An 18,792-nucleotide genomic window follows, 5' to 3' on the forward strand; every position below is an offset into this window, starting at 1 on the left:
TATATCAACTTTCACAAAACTTTATAGTGTTTTTCGTCTATTTATTACTTTCTTCATTTATTTTATCAGTCAAATAGTCTCTTAAATCGGTAAGTTCTTTCAACAAATTTCTTGAATAATGATCAATTCTTACATCGTTACCAAATTCCTTTTGTACTCCTTTTATTGTATATCCTTTGTCATATAGCATATATTTTATTTTCTTTATTGCCTCTATACACTTATGATCATATAGTCTTCTTCCCTTCCGTTTTATGGGTTTAATTTGATGGAATTGACTTTCCCAGAATCTTAAAACATGCTGCTCCAAATGTAGTTCTTCAGCTACTTCTCCAATTGTGTAAAATAATTTTTCCTTATTCATCGGTTGTTTATTAATTTCTTCATCATTTTTGAAGGTCTAAAAGAAATTGATTTTCTCGCTTTAATTACTACCCTTTCCGATGTCTTTGGTATATTTCCTGGTCTTTCTTTCTTGTTTTTAACCAAAAATGTTCCAAATGAAGATATTTTTACTATTCCATCCTTTGCTAAGCTCGTTTTTATCTCATCCAATATGTCATCTATTATTGCAATAGAGTCTTCTTTCGATAATCCAATTTCCTGGTTTATACATTCAGCTATTGTTGCCTTAGTTACTGTTGTGTCTTTTGTTGTCATAATTTATTACAGTATGTTAATATAATATAACAATCGACTCAAGATTCAGCTACTTTATTTTTATAGTATGTTTCTTTTGTAGCATAATTAAAAATACTAGCAAATGTTAACATTGCAAATATTGTGAAAAGCGCCATTTGATGATCTGAAAAAAGTGCTAAAATTGACACTAAAATTCCACTCATAACAAACATAAATCCATTGATAATGGATGATGATGTGCTAATATACTTCTGCTCAACAATCTCACTACCAACAGTAAAATTAAGCATATGTCCTCCTGCAAAAAAACCAAACATTAACATACAAAAGTATATAATATGAACTGTTAAATTACCGCATAGTAAAATAATAGCTGAAATACTTTGCAATGTGGCAAAAGCAGAGATTACGTGCCTTCTATTTTTAAATAGATTTGAGATTAGATCTGCAATTGGAGCACCAACTGCAAGACCAAGCCACAATATTGCAGTTGCCACACCTAACTCCATTGTATTGAGTTCTAAGTTGCTTAGTAACCTTGGTGCCCACAGCATATTAAGCGCTAAAAATGTTCCAAAAGTAATAGCACCCACTATTGAGGTTATCCAGATATCTCTTAATTTTAGCACTGTTAGTACAGAACATATTACTGTTTTTATAGAGCTCTTTATTGTGTATTCCCCCAAATTTTTTTTTGAAAGTCCTTTCGGATAAAAAAACATAAGTACGAATATTGATACGCCAAATAATATTACGCATACAATAAGATTTTTCCAATCTGCACCTTCGGCAAGCAAGCTAGAGAAGCACATTTGAATCATCAAAGCAGAAAGACTTGAAATTGTCTGCACTAGTGAGAACATCAGTCCAAATTGAGTAAGGGGAAAATATGTGCTACTTACATGAGCAGCGCCAACAAAACCAAACGATGCTCCAATTGCGATCAAAAATTGAGATAAAATTAAATGGGCAAAATTGTCACTCTTGATAAGGACAAAAAAACCAAAGAGCATGATTGATAACGAGAAAAAATAAATTTTTTTGCTGGAAAAAACATTAAACATTGCCCCACTAAAAAATTGTGAGATAGCAAAAGTCCAAGTATATGCTGAATTAGCTAGTGCAACTTGCGCAATCGTGAGCCCAAGTTCTTTTTCAAGATTCACACTTATAAAGGTGTAGATTATCTGCATATTGCTGAATATAACAATTAAGTTGCTGATCAGCCAAATGAACCAAGCTTTATTTTCCATAAGATTTTTTATAAATAGTCCATTGATAATAAACCTCTTTTAGGCTCTGATTATTGTTAAAACAGTTGCAATTATAGTATGATATAAAAGCTATGAAACAACAAATTTGTTGTGAGATTTAATTTGTTAGAGTCTGTACATAATCTCAAGAAAGAAATAAGTTCAACAATCATTACCTATAAGATAAAAGGTGAAAATTTGAAATTATCATGAACTGGCTCATTTTTCTGCCACTTAGATGATGTTTTTTCAAATTGTTGATAAATCAAAGTCAGCTTAACTATTAATTATTTATCTTTTTTTCTAGTTATGTAACGGGTCTGTTATTAAATTTTTCAATAATACCTTTTATTTTCGCCGCCTCTTCAAACTCTAAATTTTCAGCATGCTTCAACATTTGCTTTTTCAAACTATTTAGATCATCCTTGCTAAAATTCTCAACTACCACTTTTTCCTGTAAAGTATTTGATATAGGCTTTATTATAGTTTTTGGTACAATATTATGCAGTGTATTATGCTCTGTCTGTTTCTTTCTTCTCCTTTCAGTTTCTTTCAGTGCACGATCCATAGAATTAGTAATTTTGTCTGCATATAAAATTACTCTGCCTTCAACATTTCGTGCAGCACGACCTATCGTTTGAATGAGCGAAGTCTCTGATCGTAAAAACCCTTCTTTGTCAGCATCTAAAATTGCAACCAATCCACACTCGGGAATATCAAGACCTTCCCGCAACAAGTTAACGCCAACAAGAACATCTATTTCTTTAGATCTTAATTTGCATATAATTTCAATTCTTTCCAGTGCACCAATATCTGAATGTAGGTAAGTTACTTTCATACTGAGCTCACTCATATGCTCAGCTAGCTTTTCAGCCATTTTTTTTGTCAATGTGGTAATTAGAATACAAAATCCTTTTTTTATTGTTACTTGCGCCTCGTGAATCACATCATCAACCTGACTCTCTGTTGGTTTTATGGTGCAGATGGGATCTGTCAGTCCTGTTGGGCGGATAACTTGCTCTATAAATGCGTGATTAGTCTTTTCTAATTCATATTTTCCTGGAGTAGCCGAAACGTAAATAGTCTGTGGCCGTATTGCCTCCCACTCTTCCAATTTTAATGGACGGTTATCAAAAGCAGAAGGTAGCCTAAAACCATAATCTATCAATTTCTTTTTACGTGCTTCATTACCGCTATACATTGCACCTATCTGGGGAACGGTTACATGGCTTTCATCAACAAATAAAATTACATCTTTAGGTAAATACTCAAACAATGTAGGCGGTGGATCTCCGGCTTTCATTCCGTAAAGATAACGCGAATAATTTTCAATACCTTTACACACTCCCGTTGCCATCATCATTTCAATATCAAAATTAGTACGCTGCTCAAGGCGTTTTGCTTCAACAATTTTGTTCTGTGAATAGTAATAATCCAGGCGTTCATGTAGTTCTTTTTTAATCAATTGAACTGCTTGCAAAAGAGTCTCACGTGATGTAGTGTAATAGCTATTTGGAAAAATGGTGACTGTATCTATGCGTCTGATAATATTGCCGTTCATGGCATCAATCTCAGAAATTTCCTCTATTTCATCACCAAACAATGATAAACGCCAAGCTTTATTTTCATAATAGGCAGGAAATATATCAATAATATCGCCGCGCACTCTGAAATATCCTCGCTCAAATCTGACATCAGAACGTTTATATTGGAGATTAACTAAATTATTCAGAAAGTCATTAACATGAATCTTATCTCCAGCACTTAAAGTCAAGGTCATGCTGAGATAGCTCTCAGGCGAACCAAGACCATATATACAAGAAACACTCGCAACTACAATCGTGTCCCTACGCTCCAAAAGAGAGCATATAGCAGAATAGCGTAGCATATCAATTCTTTCATTTATTAAAGAGTCTTTTTCAATATAAGTGTCTGTTTGTGGTGAATAAGCCTCAGGCTGATAATAATCATAATAAGAAATGAAGTATCCAACAGCATTGTGAGGAAAAAATCCTCTCATCTCCTCGTAAAGCTGCGCCGCTAAAGTTTTATTATGTGCCATAATTAACGCAGGCCTGTTTGTTCTTGCAATAACATTTGCCATAGTAAAAGTTTTTCCAGAGCCAGTTACTCCAAGTAAAACCTGATCTCTTTTATTACTATTTAACCCTGCAACTAAGTTGTCTATTGCCTGTGGTTGATCTCCAGCTGGCTGAAAATGTGTAACTATTTGAAATTCCATACCTTTATATTTTCATAATGTATTTATTACTATACAATACATTTGCTAGTGTAAATAAGGTATGAAAGAATGAACATAAAAAACTCTATTTTTTCTTTTTATAGAGCCTGCTCCAAATCCTGTTGTTGGTTAATACAAAAAACACCGTCAAAATTATAAAATATGTCACTATTTTTAGCCCAAGTTTATGTCGGCGCTCCAGTTCTGGCTCTGCTGCCCATTGTAAGAAATTTACCACATCATATGCCATATTTTCAACTGTGGCTTGCCTTGTACCATCATATTCTACCATTCCTTCAGAGAGTGGTGGTGCCATAGCTAACCTGCCTGTTGAAAAATATGGATTAAAATATAAACCGTTCTCATCATGTTCACCGTTTTGATAACCAATTAGTAGTGAATAGACATAATTTGCACCATCATGTCTTGCTTTGACAATTAATGATAAGTCCGGTGGAATTGCTCCATTGTTGCTTGCTGCAGCTGCTTCTTTTGTATCAAAAGGTGCAATAAAATAATCCGAAGACACTCCCGGCCTATCAAACATTTCACCCAAATCATTCGGACCATCTTTAACTTGGTAAGAGGCTGCAATTTGTTTTACATCCTCTTCAGAAAAACCAACATCTTGCAAATTACGAAACGCTATTCTATTCATTGAATGGCAAGCAGCACAGACTTCCTTGTATACTTTATAGCCACGCTGAATTGACTCTCTATCGAAAGATCCAGTAATTCCATCAAAACTCCAGTCGATTTTCTTATTTGGTAAAGGTTTAAACTCCTCTGCAGACAAAGAATTAGCGAAAAATAATACACAAAACACAGCAACTTTAACCAATAGCATCACTTCATCTCCGGCACGGAATCGCTTATTGTTTTTGGTAATTTTTTTGGTTTCTCATACTTACTAAGTAAAGGTAAAATTATCACAAAATATGAAAAATAATAAAGAGTTGAGAGCCTACTTAAAGTAATGTAAGGCTCCTTAATTTCTTGTCCCCCAAGCCAGGCAAGAAATGCAAAATTTATTGCAAAAACCCAAAAAAATTTCTTAAATAATGGGCGATAAGCACCACTTTTAACCTTTGATTTATCAAGCCAAGGCAAAAGAAACCACACTAAAATAGATCCAAACATGGTAAGTACACCAATAAGTTTATTTGGAATTGAACGCAGCATCGCATAAAAAGGTAAGAAATACCACTCTGGCACTATATGTACTGGAGTTACCATAGGATCAGCCTCTATATAATTATCAGGATGCCCAAGATAATTAGGGGCATAAAAAACAAATGCAAATAAAATTATAAAAAATAAACCAAAAGTTATGCAGTCCTTTGCTATATAGTAAGGGTAAAAAGGAATGGTATCCTTATCTGACCTGACTTCTATTCCACTTGGATTATTAGAGCCAAACCTATGCAGAGCAACAACATGCAACATAGCTAAAGCGATAATAATGAAAGGCATAAGATAATGCAGCGCAAAAAAACGATTGAGCGTTGGATTATCAACAGAGAAACTTCCCCATAGCCATATAACTATTTTATCACCAATTAAAGGTATAGCCGAGAATAAAGTAGTTATAACTGTTGCACCCCAAAAACTCATTTGTCCCCATGGAAGAACATATCCCATAAAGGCAGTTGCCATCATTGCAAAAAATATAAATATGCCAATAAACCATACCATTTCTCGCGGTCTCTTATAAGATCCGTAATATAATCCACGCATGATATGAACATAGACCACCATAAAGAAGAGTGACGCCCCAACAGCATGAGTATAGCGTATTAACCATCCGTAACTTACGTCACGCATTATACGCTCCACGCTATTAAACGCGTAATCAACATGCGGAGTATAGTGCATAGCAAGAAATATACCTGTTATTATTTGTAAAATCAGCGCTATACCAGCCAAAGAACCAAAATTCCAAGCATAATTTAAATTTTTTGGTACTTGATAAGAAGCAATATGTTTTAGAAAAGAAAATATAGGCAGTCTATATTCTATCCAACCTAATATACCTTTTTCTTCTATTATTTCTTTTTTGCTATCATCTTCCATAACTTAAAGCTTTGTCATCTTAACTCATTGTATTGTAACAATTTAACGCTAATAAACAATAAAAAGTTTAAGTTTAAAGAGTAGATTTCACAAAAACAAGCACTCAAATTTGAGTGCTTGTTTTAAAGGGACTTTTGATGACATACACCTTTAGATATTGTTGAATTGCTTAATGAACTTCGAGGACATTGATAAAGTTTTTCACAATTACTAAGTGCCATCTTGACATTTCTTTCTATAGCACTAACCTTTCTTTCTTTAATTTGCTCCAATGTCAAAAGCGAATTATCCAGTGGCATTGAATATCTTTCCCCTGTGAATTTACTGATTGCTATAGCAGTTAGCAGAATTGCTCCATTACAATCAACTTGTGAAGAACCAATTGAGCTTCCAGTTGAATGTGCAATAGATTGCTGTGCAGGAGGTAAAGCAGGGGCACTCTGAAATAAGCTACTGAGTGCAGCAGTTGTTGAAGTTCCCATCCAACTAAATACACTATTAATAAAAGAAGAAGGTCTTACTGCACTACTTGGTGCAAGAGTAGTATCACCTGGGTTTACATTGGCACTCTCTGCTTCTGCAACAATCTCTTTTATCGTTTTACCGGGATAAAATAACTTAACATAATCTGATGGTGTCTCGTTCCTTATATCCTTAACATTATCAATATCAGCACCACTATCGTATAACAGCTTCATTATTTTTGGACGTTTTAAACTAATAGCCAAATATATAGGTGTGTGCCCCCGTCTGTTTTGAACATTGACGTCAGCATGATATTCAATAAGAAGCTCTACTATTTTTTGGTAATCTTTCTGAATGGCAATATGTAGACACGAATCTTGTGAAGAATCATTAAAATCAAATTTGCCATCTGGACTAGCACCATGTTTAAGTAGGACCTCTACTTTTTCCGAACTATTTTTATCTATAGCCCAGCCTATAAGAGTACGTTTTTCACCAGCATATGAAAAATAACCACTAATGCTAGCCTTTTTATCGATTAGAAGCTCTATCATTTTTTTGGTGCCCTTTGTAACAGCATAGTATATAGGAGGCACACGAAAAAAGTCCTCAATATTAACATCTGCACCATTCTCAATTAAAAACCTCATCATTTCTAAATCTTGTTTACTAACAGCAATCGATAAAGGTGAGTTACCATTTCTATCTTTAGAGTTAATAACATTAGTAGTATGTGTCTTTCCTTCTCTAATATACTCCTCAGCTTTTTGAAAATCACGTTCCTTTACTGCAGAACGTAACCCATCTCTCCATTTTTCAACTTCTGTTTTTGTAACCATAACCCTCCTAAAGGATAAAATTTTTGCCCTTATACCACATAATTTGGGCATATGCTAGTGAAATTTATATGTAAAATTAAAAAAAATTTACAACGTAAGAGATTGTTATTTGATCACGTGCTACATTTAGTTTTTGTACAAAACACCATAAGCCTCCTTAGTTTGCTTAAATTGCTTAGCAGCTTATTCTCAACATATAAGAGCTTTAACTTAAAGAGGATTATACGAAAATAAGCACTCAAGCTTGAGTGCTTATTTTAACTGATTAAAAGGGACTTTTGATGTATACCTTTAGATATCGTTAAATTGCTTAATGAACTTTCAGGACATTGATAAAGTTTTTTAAACTTACTAAGTGCTGTCTCGAAGTTTTTTTCTATAGTGTTAAGCTTTCTTTCTCTAATTTCTTCTATTGTGAGAAGTGAATTGTCCAGTGTCCTTGAATATTTTTTTCCTGTGAACTTACTCATTGCTGCAGCAGTTAGTAGAATTATTCCATTACAATCAACTTGTGAAGAACTAATTGGGCTACGATCTAAGTGGTCAACAGATTGCTGTGCAGGAAGTAAAGTAGGAGCACTGCTGAATAAGCCATTGAGTGTGGCAGTGGTTACCCAACTAAATATACTATTAATAGAAGAAGAAGGTTTTACTGCACCGCTTGTGATGCTGCTAGCTTCTTTAAAATCTGCTCTGGTAGGAGTGGAGGAAGAGTTCACTGTGCTACTTGCCAAGTTTTTGGTATTACTAACTTCCAATTCTATCTTAATTCTTACTATTACCCACAAATATAAATGGACATAAAAATAAAGTATTACAACATTAAAGTTTGCAAACATTGAGGGTAAAAAATGGCAAACAGGAATAATGAATGGGCTGAAAATGAATTTGGAGATGCTGTACTTGGAGATAAAAGGTTAACTGACCGATTAGTAAATATTGCTGATAGTTTTACAAGTTTACCTGAAAGCTCAATCAATCAGGCGTGTGGAAGTTGGTCAGAAGCAAAAGCAGCATATCGTTTTTTTCAAAATGAGAACGTGAAAGAAGGCGATATTCTAGCTTCACACGTTGCTAAAACAGTTGAAAGAACAAAAGCCCATAAAAAAATTTTTGTGATCCAAGATACAAGTTATATTTCATACACAGACCATGAAAAAACAAGTGGATTGGGAGTTATTACAAGAAAACATAGTCAAGGTATTATAATGCATACAGCTCTAGCTGTTAGTATAGAAGGTTTGGTACTAGGGATACTAGATCAAAAAATTTATTCAAGACCTGAAGAATCTGAAAACATAAAAAAAAAGAACAATGACAGTATCCGCATTGAAGATAAAGAGAGTATAAAATGGTTAGAAACTTTAAGCAACACAAACAACATTATTGATTCAACTCAAACTGAGACTATAACTATATGCGATAGAGAAGCAGATATATATGAGTTTTTTGAGCTTGCATATAATCTTAATTCGGCAGTGTTAGTTAGAGCTTCCAAAGATAGGGCAGTAAATAGAAAATCTCGATATCCTGAAAAAGGTGAGCAGAAGTTATGGGAATTTATTAAATCCTCTCATTGTGCAGGTACGGTAAAAGTTGAAGTTCCTGCAAAAGATAATAAGCCAAAAAGAACAGCACATTTGGAAGTTAGATTCGGAAAGTTTATTATGCATCCATCTAAGAATAGTATTAGGCATAAGACAGAAGAATTACTTAAATTACCACACTATGCAGTTTACGTTGTTGAAAAAGACTTTCCTTCTGAAACAAATCCGCTAGAGTGGATGCTTTTAACAAATCTTCCAGTCAATACCTTTGATGAAGCTGTTGAAAAAGTTAGGTGGTATTGTCTTAGATGGAAAATAGAAATATTACATAAAATTTTAAAATCTGGTCTCAAAGTTGAAGAATGTAGGCTTGGAACAGCAGAAAGGTTGATGCGATATTTAACAGTAATGAGTATTATTGCTTGGAGAATTTTCTTTATTACAACAATTGCAAGAACTGATCCAACATTACCGTGTACTACCTTATTAGCCGAAGAAGAATGGAAAGTTCTATATGTAAAAATACATAGAAAACCATGTTCAAATGCAACTCCTACTATAAAAGAAGCTGTTTCATGGATTGCTCAACTTGGAGGACATTTGGCTAGAAAAAATGATCTAGAACCAGGCCCCATTACTATTTGGAAAGGATGGAGACGTCTCTTTGATCTAGCAGAAGGATGGCGACTTGCTCACGAACTTTATATTTGTGGGTAATAGTAAGTTTTCTAATAGGTTGGGAGAATTCTTATCACCAGCTAAAAGAAAACTTTTACCATTTTAAACTAAACCAATGGATACCTTATTCAAGGTAGCTGTCTAGTTCACACAAATTCTCCCTAATAAATATACAAGATTTGAAAAAATTATGTCCAAAAAATCTTTGCTTAAATTATCATATTATGTATGATATAGCTTATTTAAAGTATCATGAATGTTTATCCAAGTAATGAATTCTGGGAGAGTGATTTAGAAGTTCCTGTTAACCTTTTACTAGAACGTTTTCAGGATTCTAATGTACGTCAATCTTGGTTAGATTCCCTTTCTGGTAAACAACTTAGCATCATTTTTCAGCATTGCTTTAAAAATCATTTAAATGGGCAGCTTTTTCAGGACGGAGATTATGACGATAGATCCACTCAACAAAAACGTAAGATACTTACCAGTTACTCTGACTCTCTTTTTGACTATTATCTCATTAGCTACTTTGATCGTACGAAACTTGAGGCTACGGTCAGTGAAGTGGCAAGATTTGCTCTGACTGAGAAGTTAATGAGATCGTACCTGGTAAAAAACAATACTAAGTATGATAAAAGATCCTTATTGTTTTTACTATTTCACATAAATTGTGAACTTCTAAAATCTGTCTATCACTTTGATAAAGTACAAAAGAAAGGTTTCGTATCATTTGCTCTACAGAAATCACCAAGACAAATAAACACTTCATTTAAGGAATTTATGTCACAAGAAGCTGTAGAACAGATACTTAAGGATGATGACCAGTTGCAGGGTTTTTTCCATCACCAAGATCGAATATATATGTTTGTACGTCGAGGAAGTGACATGGATTTACTGCTTAATTCAAACAAAGTTGTTCATGGTCATAAACCTGAGTGGATGATTTTAGATTTCTCTCTTGATGGCACTCAGGTTAATCTCTGTGCTAAAAATACTAACAAGGCTGTGGAAATAGCAAATAGCATTGTAAGTGGGTATTTTGACTGCGAATGTACTTTTGTAAATATACAAGATAAGAACTTTCCACTACAAGTGCACAAATTTCTTCAAGCATGTATAGAGGGTTCTGACCCTAATATTTGTATATTTGAGTTAAATTTTAAGTCAGATTATTTTAAAAATAGTAATACATATCTTACTTTAAGTGTAAAGCCGTATGATCCTATTACACCAGAGTTACATATTTTAAAGCCATCTGTTGGCAATATACTACAATCTATTCAATCAGCTAAAGTAATGTTCCAAAACAAAAAGGTAACATTTTCTTTCAAAGCAAGTGGAGAAGTTTATTATTCAGAGCATCCACTCAATAAAAAAGAAAGAGAGGACCTGAAAAAACATATGGAACAATCTTATGGTCTTAAAATCCTTTCACGAGCAAATTGCTGATCTTTTAAGTTTGAATAATTCCTGGATCAATCCAAGTCAAAATCATATTAAAGCAGCAAGATACTTATTTGATCTTGGATTGATAAAAATGCAAGAAAGGTGCTATATTGTTTGTTCTCGTGAAGAAGATCATCTTGATTGGCCGAATGTAATTGATCCAAGTTGTAGCAATGAGATTTTTATTGATCCAGACTTTGATGAAGCATGTGATGACGCTATTTGTGAAAACTGTTCTCGTCATATTCTGCCTAATACTTATCAAAAACAGAGATTTCATCTCTTATCCATATACTTAAATATAGAGAAAATCATAGACTGGTTTGAAACCGAGTTGAATGATTCAAGACTTATGTGGGAAAAAGTGGAAAAAGGAGTTTATTATATTTGTAATCAAGGTCGCATTGTAAATCTAATAATCCTTGATTTTTGTACTGATGCGATATTTTTAACCATAGATAAACTTAGAGTCTATCCGACAGTTCTCATCACTCTAAAAAAAGATATACCTAATCTATTATTGAGCCTATATGTAGTGCCAATGGTAGAACTGTTTTGTCAGCTTAAGACTTTAACTGAGATATTTCAAGAAGCAGCTAAAAGAGGAGTACCAAAGGTAGTAGAAAATACTTCTTTGCAAGTTTTACCAGCTTCATATATTTCGCTTAAACGTGTTGAACCAATTATACCAACAAAGCTTTTGGAGTTACAGGTAGTTAAAGGTATGGTATATGTTAATAGTATTGAAGTTATAAATAAAAAAGCTGTATCATGTCTTAATATTTTTCGAATATTGTTCAAGCAATTTTTACATGACTGTGAGAAAGAATTACCACCGGAAAAACATACACTTCTCAATATTAATCAGTTAGAAAAACTCTTGGGACTTAGTTTAGAAGCAGATTTAGAACATCAAATCAGAAAACCATTAAATAAAATGCAAAGAACAATCAAAACTACACTTGCTGAGAGATTAGGATTAAGTATTGAACGTGATGATGTAATACAAACTCTTGGTTGGCAAAGATCATCACATGGTTATCGTATTAACCCTTTTACTTTGACTATAAAAAAATAGAATTTCCTGATTTTAAAAATTTTCAGCTCCATGAGTAAATTTTCCAACTCCACGTGCAAATGGTCCTGTTTTTACATCAAGCCATTTATCTTCTTTTGAACCATTAGCCATTCCTTTAACTATTTGCTTTGCTTGTAAAAGCTCTTGAACTATACGCTCTAGTCTATCTCTTCCCATACTATGAAAAATTTCAGGCAGTCTATGTCGTTGTTTATGTATTCCTGCACTTCCTGTATGAGTAAATGGATGTCCTGAAATAGCAGCTCGCGCAATTGAATCAATAAGATATATTTTAAGATCCTTATCACTAGTATTTTGAGCTTTTAATTGTTCAGTGATGTCTTCTAATAGTCCTGTTTCTTCATTTCTCAGGTAAGTACGTACAGTACGATCAGCCAGGCCATTTGCCTTAACAACAGCTCCATAAAATAAGGCATTTTGTCTTGGGATTTTTCCAATTGATCTAAAAATCATTGGTTTAGTTATATCCTCAACAGGCCAAAAAGCAAAAGAACACCTGACTCCATTTACGAGAGCAGAAGTACCTCGAATAGCATCTCGTGCTTGCTCTACTGTTGATATAGGCTTTTCTCCCTTCAGCTTTCTCATATGATGTGCAGTAATTATTGAAGCTCCAGTGCTACATGCTAAATCAGATAATAAACACATGAGATAATCCCCTACTGCTGGATCAGCATTTAAATCTGCATGAATGAAAGAAGCAAGGGGATCAAATATAATGAGCTTTAAACCCTTTATCCTGCTCAGCTGCTTCATTACAGACTCAAATTCTGGAGATATTTCTACAACTTTACCGCGAACATTCTTAAGTATGGCAAAAGATCCTCCTATATTTGGCAGTGGTACAATAAATAGCCTATCTTTATATTTTAATCTTTCACATTTGGGATCAAGTCGTTCTAAGCGACGATGTATTTCATTTGTATCATCTTCTGCAGAAAATACCACAACAGATCCGTGTTCAGTAACAAGTTGGCCAAATCCGCATACCTGATCTATGCTAGCTGCAACCTTGAGGGCTAGGTCAAGAAGAAGCATACCTTTACCAGTATCACCCATTGCAGCTAAAATAGATGTGACACCCAAAGGAAATAATCCTTCAACTAAGAATCTTTGCTTTGGTACTGGACCTACAAAACGCTCCACACTCCAGCTAAAAATATCAAGCGGTGATTTAATAATTATTTTTCTTGAGTTTTTTTCGATGAAGTCAAAAATATCTATATTCTCTTGTACAGCATCAGCAGCATCCCAACTCCTTAGTTTATCTGGTGGAATCCTAAGCGTAGCAAGTGATGCAACACCAAGTTCTAAAAGTTTCTTTTCAGCGTTTTTAGCATATTTATTACCTGCTTCATCATTGTCTGGCCAAATGATAATATGTTTACCTTTTAGCGGAGTCCAATCTGTTTTATCAATAGGTGCATTTGCTCCAAACATTGCTGTTGTTGCAGTTATTCCTTTCTCTATAAGTACTTCTGCGCATTTTTCTCCTTCAACCAGAACAACCTTATCTGATTTTAAGATACCTGGAATGTTGTAGAGCGGCCTTATCTCTGGCTCTTTGAATCTCTGCTTTTTAGCATCAAATGGTTTAAACTGTTTTTTCTCTAAAGGAGGATCATAACGGTAGACTATTACAATCAATTGGTTATTTTCATCGTAGTAGTTCCAACTACAAGTCAGATATTGTTCTAGATCTCTAATATTATTTTTTTCTTTGATGCCAAGCCATTCACTTATTGAGAGCATTACTTCAGGAAATTCTGTTTTCGCATTCTTCCCGTGTACCGTTGCCCAAAGATCAATAATGTCACCACCTTCTCCCGTTGCAAAATCTTTCCATAATCCGGCTCTTTCGCCTGTTAACTCTATTACAGTACTTTTGCCCTTGTTACCCTGTACATCACCTACATAAAACTTATCACCACGAAATGTCCCTCCTGGTAGTAGGTAAAAAAGACAAGATCTGATGTTTTGCAAAAGCTGAGTTTTTAGCTCTAGCATAGTGTCGGTTTTTGTGGATAAATTAAGCCGTAGCTATAACTTTAGAGTTCTGCCAACGCCCATTTACTCTGCTAATGAATTTTGCTGGTATTGATTTACCGTTTCTTAGCTCATATACTACTTGCAAGACATTTGCACGTTTATTTGGTTGAAACATTACCATACCAGATGTATAAAAACTTCTTAAAGCATTAGCACCAATTAAAGCTTGAAAAGGACTTTTTGCGAGTGTAGCTGTGGATACTTTTCTGGTATGACGTGTAATAATTATTCCAGCCATAGGATTAATTATAGAACGTAGTTTTTCTATTCTACTTTGCAGGCCAGAAAATATATTTTCATAGTCAATCGAATCCAAGACGATAAGATCTATCGTTTTAAATTTTTCCCCTATGATCTCTTTTATTCTCTCTATACCTTCATCATTTAAAGTTAATCTCATCTTTGTAGTAATGATCAAGTTTTCTTCTGCTAGATTTGGTAGCCTTTGATTAGTTATGATTTGTTGTATGCGTTCCCTGATATAATTGTACTCCATCTCATTTTGCAGATAGACTATTTTTAGTGGCCTTGCTGACTTCATCTTAAGAAACGACACTCCTGCTGCAAGATGTGCAAGCAAAGAGAGAAGAAAATAACTTTTGCCAACCTTTGGCGTACCACCAATGACTAAAAGACCACCTGGAGTGAGAATTCGTGGAGCTATTATGTCTTCTGGTATTGGTGATTGATCGCTCAAGTACTGCTTTACAGAAAATATTTTTTCTTCTCTCTTTTCCCCATTTTTTTCTCCACTCTTTGATTTCTTATTGAGCCACTTCCTAGCAGAATCTATATCACCTTTAATTAAAACCCAAAGATCAATAATATCACCGCTAGTCTCTTTGGTAAAATTACGCCAATCACCAGCTTCCTTACCTACTATTTTAACTGTAATTGTATTTCCATTTAAGTCTCCAATATAAGTTTTATCTCGGTAAAACTCACCATTTGGAAGTAGGTAAGAAACACACTCCTTGATATTATCAATCAATAACATCTTTAACTCTTTTTGCTTTTTAGACATAAAATTCCCATACATATTTTTTATACGATTAAAGTTGAGATTAGCTAGCTCGCAAACAGTTTCAAAAGATTTTGAATTCAGCCAATGAATTGCTTCTTCTCTTAGCTTTGGGTTTTTTCCTACTGCGTCCTGAATACCTCTAGTAACGACAGCAGACCAAAGCTTTTCCTCGTCGTACTTCAAAATGGTACTCTGTCAATTTCATAATTTTTACGGTATTCCGGAGTAACTATTGAAGCAATTTTGTTCTTTTCTCCATATTCATCAGTTATAACACCTACCTTTACTGTAAACTCCAACCCATTTAATTCTGCAACTGAATTCAGCTTACGAGCAAGGATTGCACCTTCTGAGTTATCATGTGGATGAATGTCACGTGCTGATTCTAGAATACTGCGAAGCATAGAGCGACCCATTTCTCCCCAAGTATCTTCTGCTTTACTACTTTTAATACCAATTATCTGATAAATCTTGTGCTTTTCATATAGACCTTCAATAACGGTAAATTCTGTATTTAAATAAATGCTACCGGTAGTGGGGCTTTTAGTAAACCAATGCTCATAACCTCCAGGCTTGATTGTCATTTTTACCTTTACTATTGTACCTTTTGGTATCAGTCTACTTTGCGGTTTTACAGTGTTAAAATCAGTTAATAGGTTTTGTAACATATATCACTCTCCGTGTTTAAATTTTAAAACTTGCTTTTAATCTTTGTAAGCAGCTTGCCTAAATGCGGTTCTTCAACCATACTCAGGCGTCCACTGCGGTCTTTAGCTGGGTATCCCCAAGGGTTTAAAGTGTGGCAAACAAAAGAGCGCTTCTCCGTTCCATCATCTTTCTTGATTCCAACCATACTGATTACTTCGTCAACTATTCCAGGAATTTCACTAGCAGTTTTAGCCCCTTCGCATTGAGGTAGCCAAGTTGGACGATTGCAGTCATCGAGATATTGACCTAAAGTGCCAACTATAATGATGTCCTTATCTCTGATATGTTGAAATTGATTGAGCCAAGCCATCATTTCCTGAGCAAGTAATCCATAGGCAGCTCTCATGTCCTGTTTTCCCGATCTCTCAGAAAAAGCTTCAGGTTGCATTTTTGCCCATAATAGACATAAACGTGAAGCAACGGTTATACTATCTACAAAGATGCATCGGTATTTAGAAAACTCAGAGAAAAGATCTTTGTACTTACCAGATACATGTTCATGGTGTCTTTGGCTATATGCTTGATCAGACTTCAGCGCAGGATTAGGCCCCCCTATAAGACAAGCAATATCTCTAGCTTCATTCCAAGTGCGAAGACTAATTGAATCTCCTTGCCAATCTTGAACAGCAAGAAGCCCTGCTTCAAAATCAAGGCAAAGTGTTGGTTCATCTATAGTCTTTAGTAGACTTGTTTTACCAATACCATAAGGACCAAAGATGACCATTTTTACAGTTGATATTGTTTGCAATCTTTCATTATTATTCAAAATTTTAAGAACCATTATTTATCCATGCTACGATGTATATATATACAAGAAAGGCAAAAATTTTGTTCAATTTTTCTTTTTGCCTGCGTAGTAAATAGGAAAAAGTTTGGCACGTATCTTCTTGATAATATTGTTTAAAGTGGTTCTTGAAACGTTGTTCATTTTGGCAACTTCATGTAAGTTAAAAAATTTAAGTTGCTCACATATATTTTGCCATTCCTTTGGTAAAACCGAGATCATATAGTCTACATCAATGCGTTTTGTTATTTCACTCTCAAGTAGCTCTGTTACATCGATACTAATGTAATTGTTGATATCGCGTTTTGCACATCGCTGTTTCTTTAGCAAGTTAATAGCTTTGTTTTCAGTTAATCTTGCTACGAAAGTGTTAAAGCTACTTTTATCTTCATCATACTGGTCAAGATATGGCCAAATTTCACAGAAGAGTTCTTGCTCAAGATCTTCGTGAGCTTCATTAATAAAGCACTTAGCAAGTTTCAGTCTATAAGCTTGATATTTTACATTTTTAATAACTATATGGTAGTTTTGTAATTTCATAACTTTCCTTAAAAACAAATTGATGCTTTTAAGGATGAGAGTTATTAATGCCCTTATGTAGGACAGGAGCAAAAATAAATAATACTGATGCGATTTTTAATCTATTGATATTCTGTTATTTTTTTTTGAGAATAATACCGGTGCAATTTAAAATAATACAGTTCAGGTTTTTAGAACCTATTTTGAATGGATTTCAATATTTTTAAGAATGGGTAGCTCAGGCTTCCTAAAGTTATATTAAAAATATATAAGAATTTCATATTTTGAAATTCAATATCACCTAAAGAGCTAAAAATGTGGATTTCGCTATTAAAAGAATAGCTTAAATTTTTAAGAGGAAAAGTATGCTCTCTATAACCTTAAGTTCCGTTCCTAATTACTGGCTTCCTAAATCAGGAATTAGGAAGCAGGAATCTAGAATTAGCCTGTATGGCGGGTTTTCACCATGCGTTCCTAAAACCGTTCCTAGGAACGGCATATCTGAAGTCCGCCAATATGGAGGATTCTAGCTTCCTGAAACCCTTATATATAATATATATATATAATACATATATAAAAATATACACATATATAAAAACATATAAAATATCAGATTAGAATAATAAAAAAACCTCTGAAAGTAGAAAAATCATGTTGGGGATAAATAAGGTTTTCAAATTCGAGAAAAATTTTTCAAAAATTGAAGATTTTTTGGACGAAAATTTTCCAAATCTTGTATATATATGTACTCGGCAATTGAAAGACTTGGTAAACAAACTGGCTGTAAAAGAGTTTTCATGTTAGTTGTTAAATTTCGAAAATTAAAGATTTTTTGGACGTAATTTTTTCAAATCTTGTATATATATGTACTCGGCAATTGAAAGGAAATGCTCACCCTAGATCTTGGCAAACAAACTGGTTGGACTATTTTACATGATGGAATAGTGCAAAGTGGAAGTAAGAGTTTTCATGTTAGCAGGTTTAGTGGTGGTGGAATGCAGTTTTTAAATTTTCGTAATTGGCTTAATGCACTTAAGTATAAATTTCCAGGTATTGAAGTTGTGTACTTTGAAGAAGTGAGAAGACATCTAGGAACTGATGCTGCACATATCTATGGAGGGTTTTTAGCACACCTTTCTGCTTGGTGCGAGGAAAGCAATATTCCCTACCAAGGTGTTTCGGTTAAGACTATTAAACGTTTTATAACTGGCAAGGGAAATGCAAGTAAAGCTGATGTAATTGAAGCAGTGCAGAAAAAGGGTTTTTGTCCAACAGATGATAATGAAGCAGATTCTTTAGCTTTAATGTTCTATGTTATGAATTTTAGTAAAGATTTTAATACATTAAAAATATCATAAAAAGTGGGTCCTTTCGGCCATGCTGGCGGGTTTGGTGGTCCTGACCTCGGGCCTTCTTTAGCGTTA

16 protein-coding genes and 1 pseudogene are annotated in these 18,792 nt (G+C 34.1%); 4 read left to right on the plus strand and 13 right to left on the minus strand.

Translation table 11 applies throughout. The features are described 5' to 3' along the window. Positions 1-37: 37 nt before the first annotated feature. The 8 genes and pseudogenes from MJ631_RS07570 to MJ631_RS07605 all read right to left on the minus strand — a co-directional run. Entirely contained in the window at positions 38-364 is a 327-nt protein-coding gene (locus MJ631_RS07570) for a MerR family transcriptional regulator (protein WP_012481900.1), read from the minus strand. Next, positions 361-660: an integration host factor subunit alpha gene (locus tag MJ631_RS07575; RefSeq protein WP_007302154.1), complete on the minus strand. Its 300-nt coding sequence runs from the start codon at positions 658-660 to the stop codon at positions 361-363. Before MJ631_RS07575 ends, MJ631_RS07570 begins: the two co-directional genes overlap by 4 nt. Before the next feature lie 38 nt (positions 661-698). Then, positions 699-1,895 (minus strand): MFS transporter, encoded by a 1,197-nt coding sequence (locus MJ631_RS07580; RefSeq protein WP_007302153.1) that lies wholly within the window; start codon positions 1,893-1,895, stop codon positions 699-701. Between the two features lie 307 nt (positions 1,896-2,202). Beyond that, the gene (gene uvrB, locus MJ631_RS07585) at positions 2,203-4,137 is read right to left on the minus strand and encodes an excinuclease ABC subunit UvrB (protein ID WP_052264709.1); all 1,935 of its coding nucleotides are present in this window, start codon (positions 4,135-4,137) and stop codon (positions 2,203-2,205) included. 85 nt (positions 4,138-4,222) lie between these two features. Then, positions 4,223-4,984, minus strand: a complete 762-nt coding sequence (locus tag MJ631_RS07590) for a cytochrome c1 (protein WP_052264708.1) — start codon at positions 4,982-4,984, stop codon at positions 4,223-4,225. After that, positions 4,984-6,210 carry a cytochrome b gene (locus tag MJ631_RS07595; protein WP_052264707.1) on the minus strand — a complete coding sequence of 409 codons (1,227 nt, stop codon included), beginning with the start codon at positions 6,208-6,210 and terminating at the stop codon, positions 4,984-4,986. Before MJ631_RS07595 ends, MJ631_RS07590 begins: the two co-directional genes overlap by 1 nt. 122 nt (positions 6,211-6,332) lie before the next feature. Next, the gene (locus tag MJ631_RS07600) at positions 6,333-7,514 is read right to left on the minus strand and encodes an ankyrin repeat domain-containing protein (protein WP_213863805.1); all 1,182 of its coding nucleotides are present in this window, start codon (positions 7,512-7,514) and stop codon (positions 6,333-6,335) included. Positions 7,515-7,771: 257 nt separating this feature from the next. Next, a pseudogene (locus MJ631_RS07605) lies at positions 7,772-8,284 on the minus strand (ankyrin repeat domain-containing protein); the annotation flags it as partial. Positions 8,285-8,365: 81 nt separating this feature from the next. Here MJ631_RS07605 and MJ631_RS07610 point away from each other — a divergent pair. The 3 genes from MJ631_RS07610 (at position 8,366) to MJ631_RS07620 (ending at position 12,263) form a co-directional block, all read left to right on the plus strand. Beyond that, positions 8,366-9,778 carry an IS4-like element ISWosp2 family transposase gene (locus MJ631_RS07610; protein WP_214303148.1) on the plus strand — a complete coding sequence of 471 codons (1,413 nt, stop codon included), beginning with the start codon at positions 8,366-8,368 and terminating at the stop codon, positions 9,776-9,778. A gap of 213 nt (positions 9,779-9,991) precedes the next feature. Next, positions 9,992-11,188, plus strand: coding sequence for a hypothetical protein (locus MJ631_RS07615; RefSeq protein ID WP_262986322.1), 1,197 nt, complete (start codon positions 9,992-9,994; stop codon positions 11,186-11,188). Next, entirely contained in the window at positions 11,154-12,263 is a 1,110-nt protein-coding gene (locus MJ631_RS07620; protein WP_262986323.1) for a hypothetical protein, read from the plus strand. Before MJ631_RS07615 ends, MJ631_RS07620 begins: the two co-directional genes overlap by 35 nt. 12 nt (positions 12,264-12,275) lie before the next feature. Here the strand turns inward: MJ631_RS07620 and MJ631_RS07625 are convergent, their stop codons facing one another. The 5 genes from MJ631_RS07625 to MJ631_RS07645 are packed head-to-tail and all read right to left on the minus strand — an operon-like array spanning position 12,276 to position 17,389. Then, positions 12,276-14,291 (minus strand): AAA family ATPase, encoded by a 2,016-nt coding sequence (locus MJ631_RS07625; protein WP_262986324.1) that lies wholly within the window; start codon positions 14,289-14,291, stop codon positions 12,276-12,278. A gap of 22 nt (positions 14,292-14,313) precedes the next feature. Next, positions 14,314-15,540, minus strand: a complete 1,227-nt coding sequence (locus tag MJ631_RS07630) for an AAA family ATPase (protein ID WP_262986325.1) — start codon at positions 15,538-15,540, stop codon at positions 14,314-14,316. Then, positions 15,537-16,025 carry a hypothetical protein gene (locus tag MJ631_RS07635; RefSeq protein ID WP_262986326.1) on the minus strand — a complete coding sequence of 163 codons (489 nt, stop codon included), beginning with the start codon at positions 16,023-16,025 and terminating at the stop codon, positions 15,537-15,539. The genes MJ631_RS07630 and MJ631_RS07635 overlap by 4 nt, the downstream gene beginning before the upstream one ends. A 23-nt stretch (positions 16,026-16,048) precedes the next feature. Further along, positions 16,049-16,846 carry an ATP-binding protein gene (locus MJ631_RS07640; protein WP_262986327.1) on the minus strand — a complete coding sequence of 266 codons (798 nt, stop codon included), beginning with the start codon at positions 16,844-16,846 and terminating at the stop codon, positions 16,049-16,051. A 51-nt stretch (positions 16,847-16,897) separates the two neighbouring features. After that, complete coding sequence (locus MJ631_RS07645; RefSeq protein ID WP_262986328.1) at positions 16,898-17,389, minus strand: RNA polymerase sigma factor; 492 nt, start codon at positions 17,387-17,389, stop codon at positions 16,898-16,900. A gap of 866 nt (positions 17,390-18,255) precedes the next feature. Here MJ631_RS07645 and MJ631_RS07650 point away from each other — a divergent pair. Beyond that, entirely contained in the window at positions 18,256-18,726 is a 471-nt protein-coding gene (locus MJ631_RS07650) for a RuvC family protein (RefSeq protein WP_262986329.1), read from the plus strand. Positions 18,727-18,792 lie beyond the last annotated feature (66 nt).

This window comes from Wolbachia endosymbiont of Oryzaephilus surinamensis, from assembly GCF_025617515.1.
Lineage (GTDB): Bacteria > Pseudomonadota > Alphaproteobacteria > Rickettsiales > Anaplasmataceae > Wolbachia.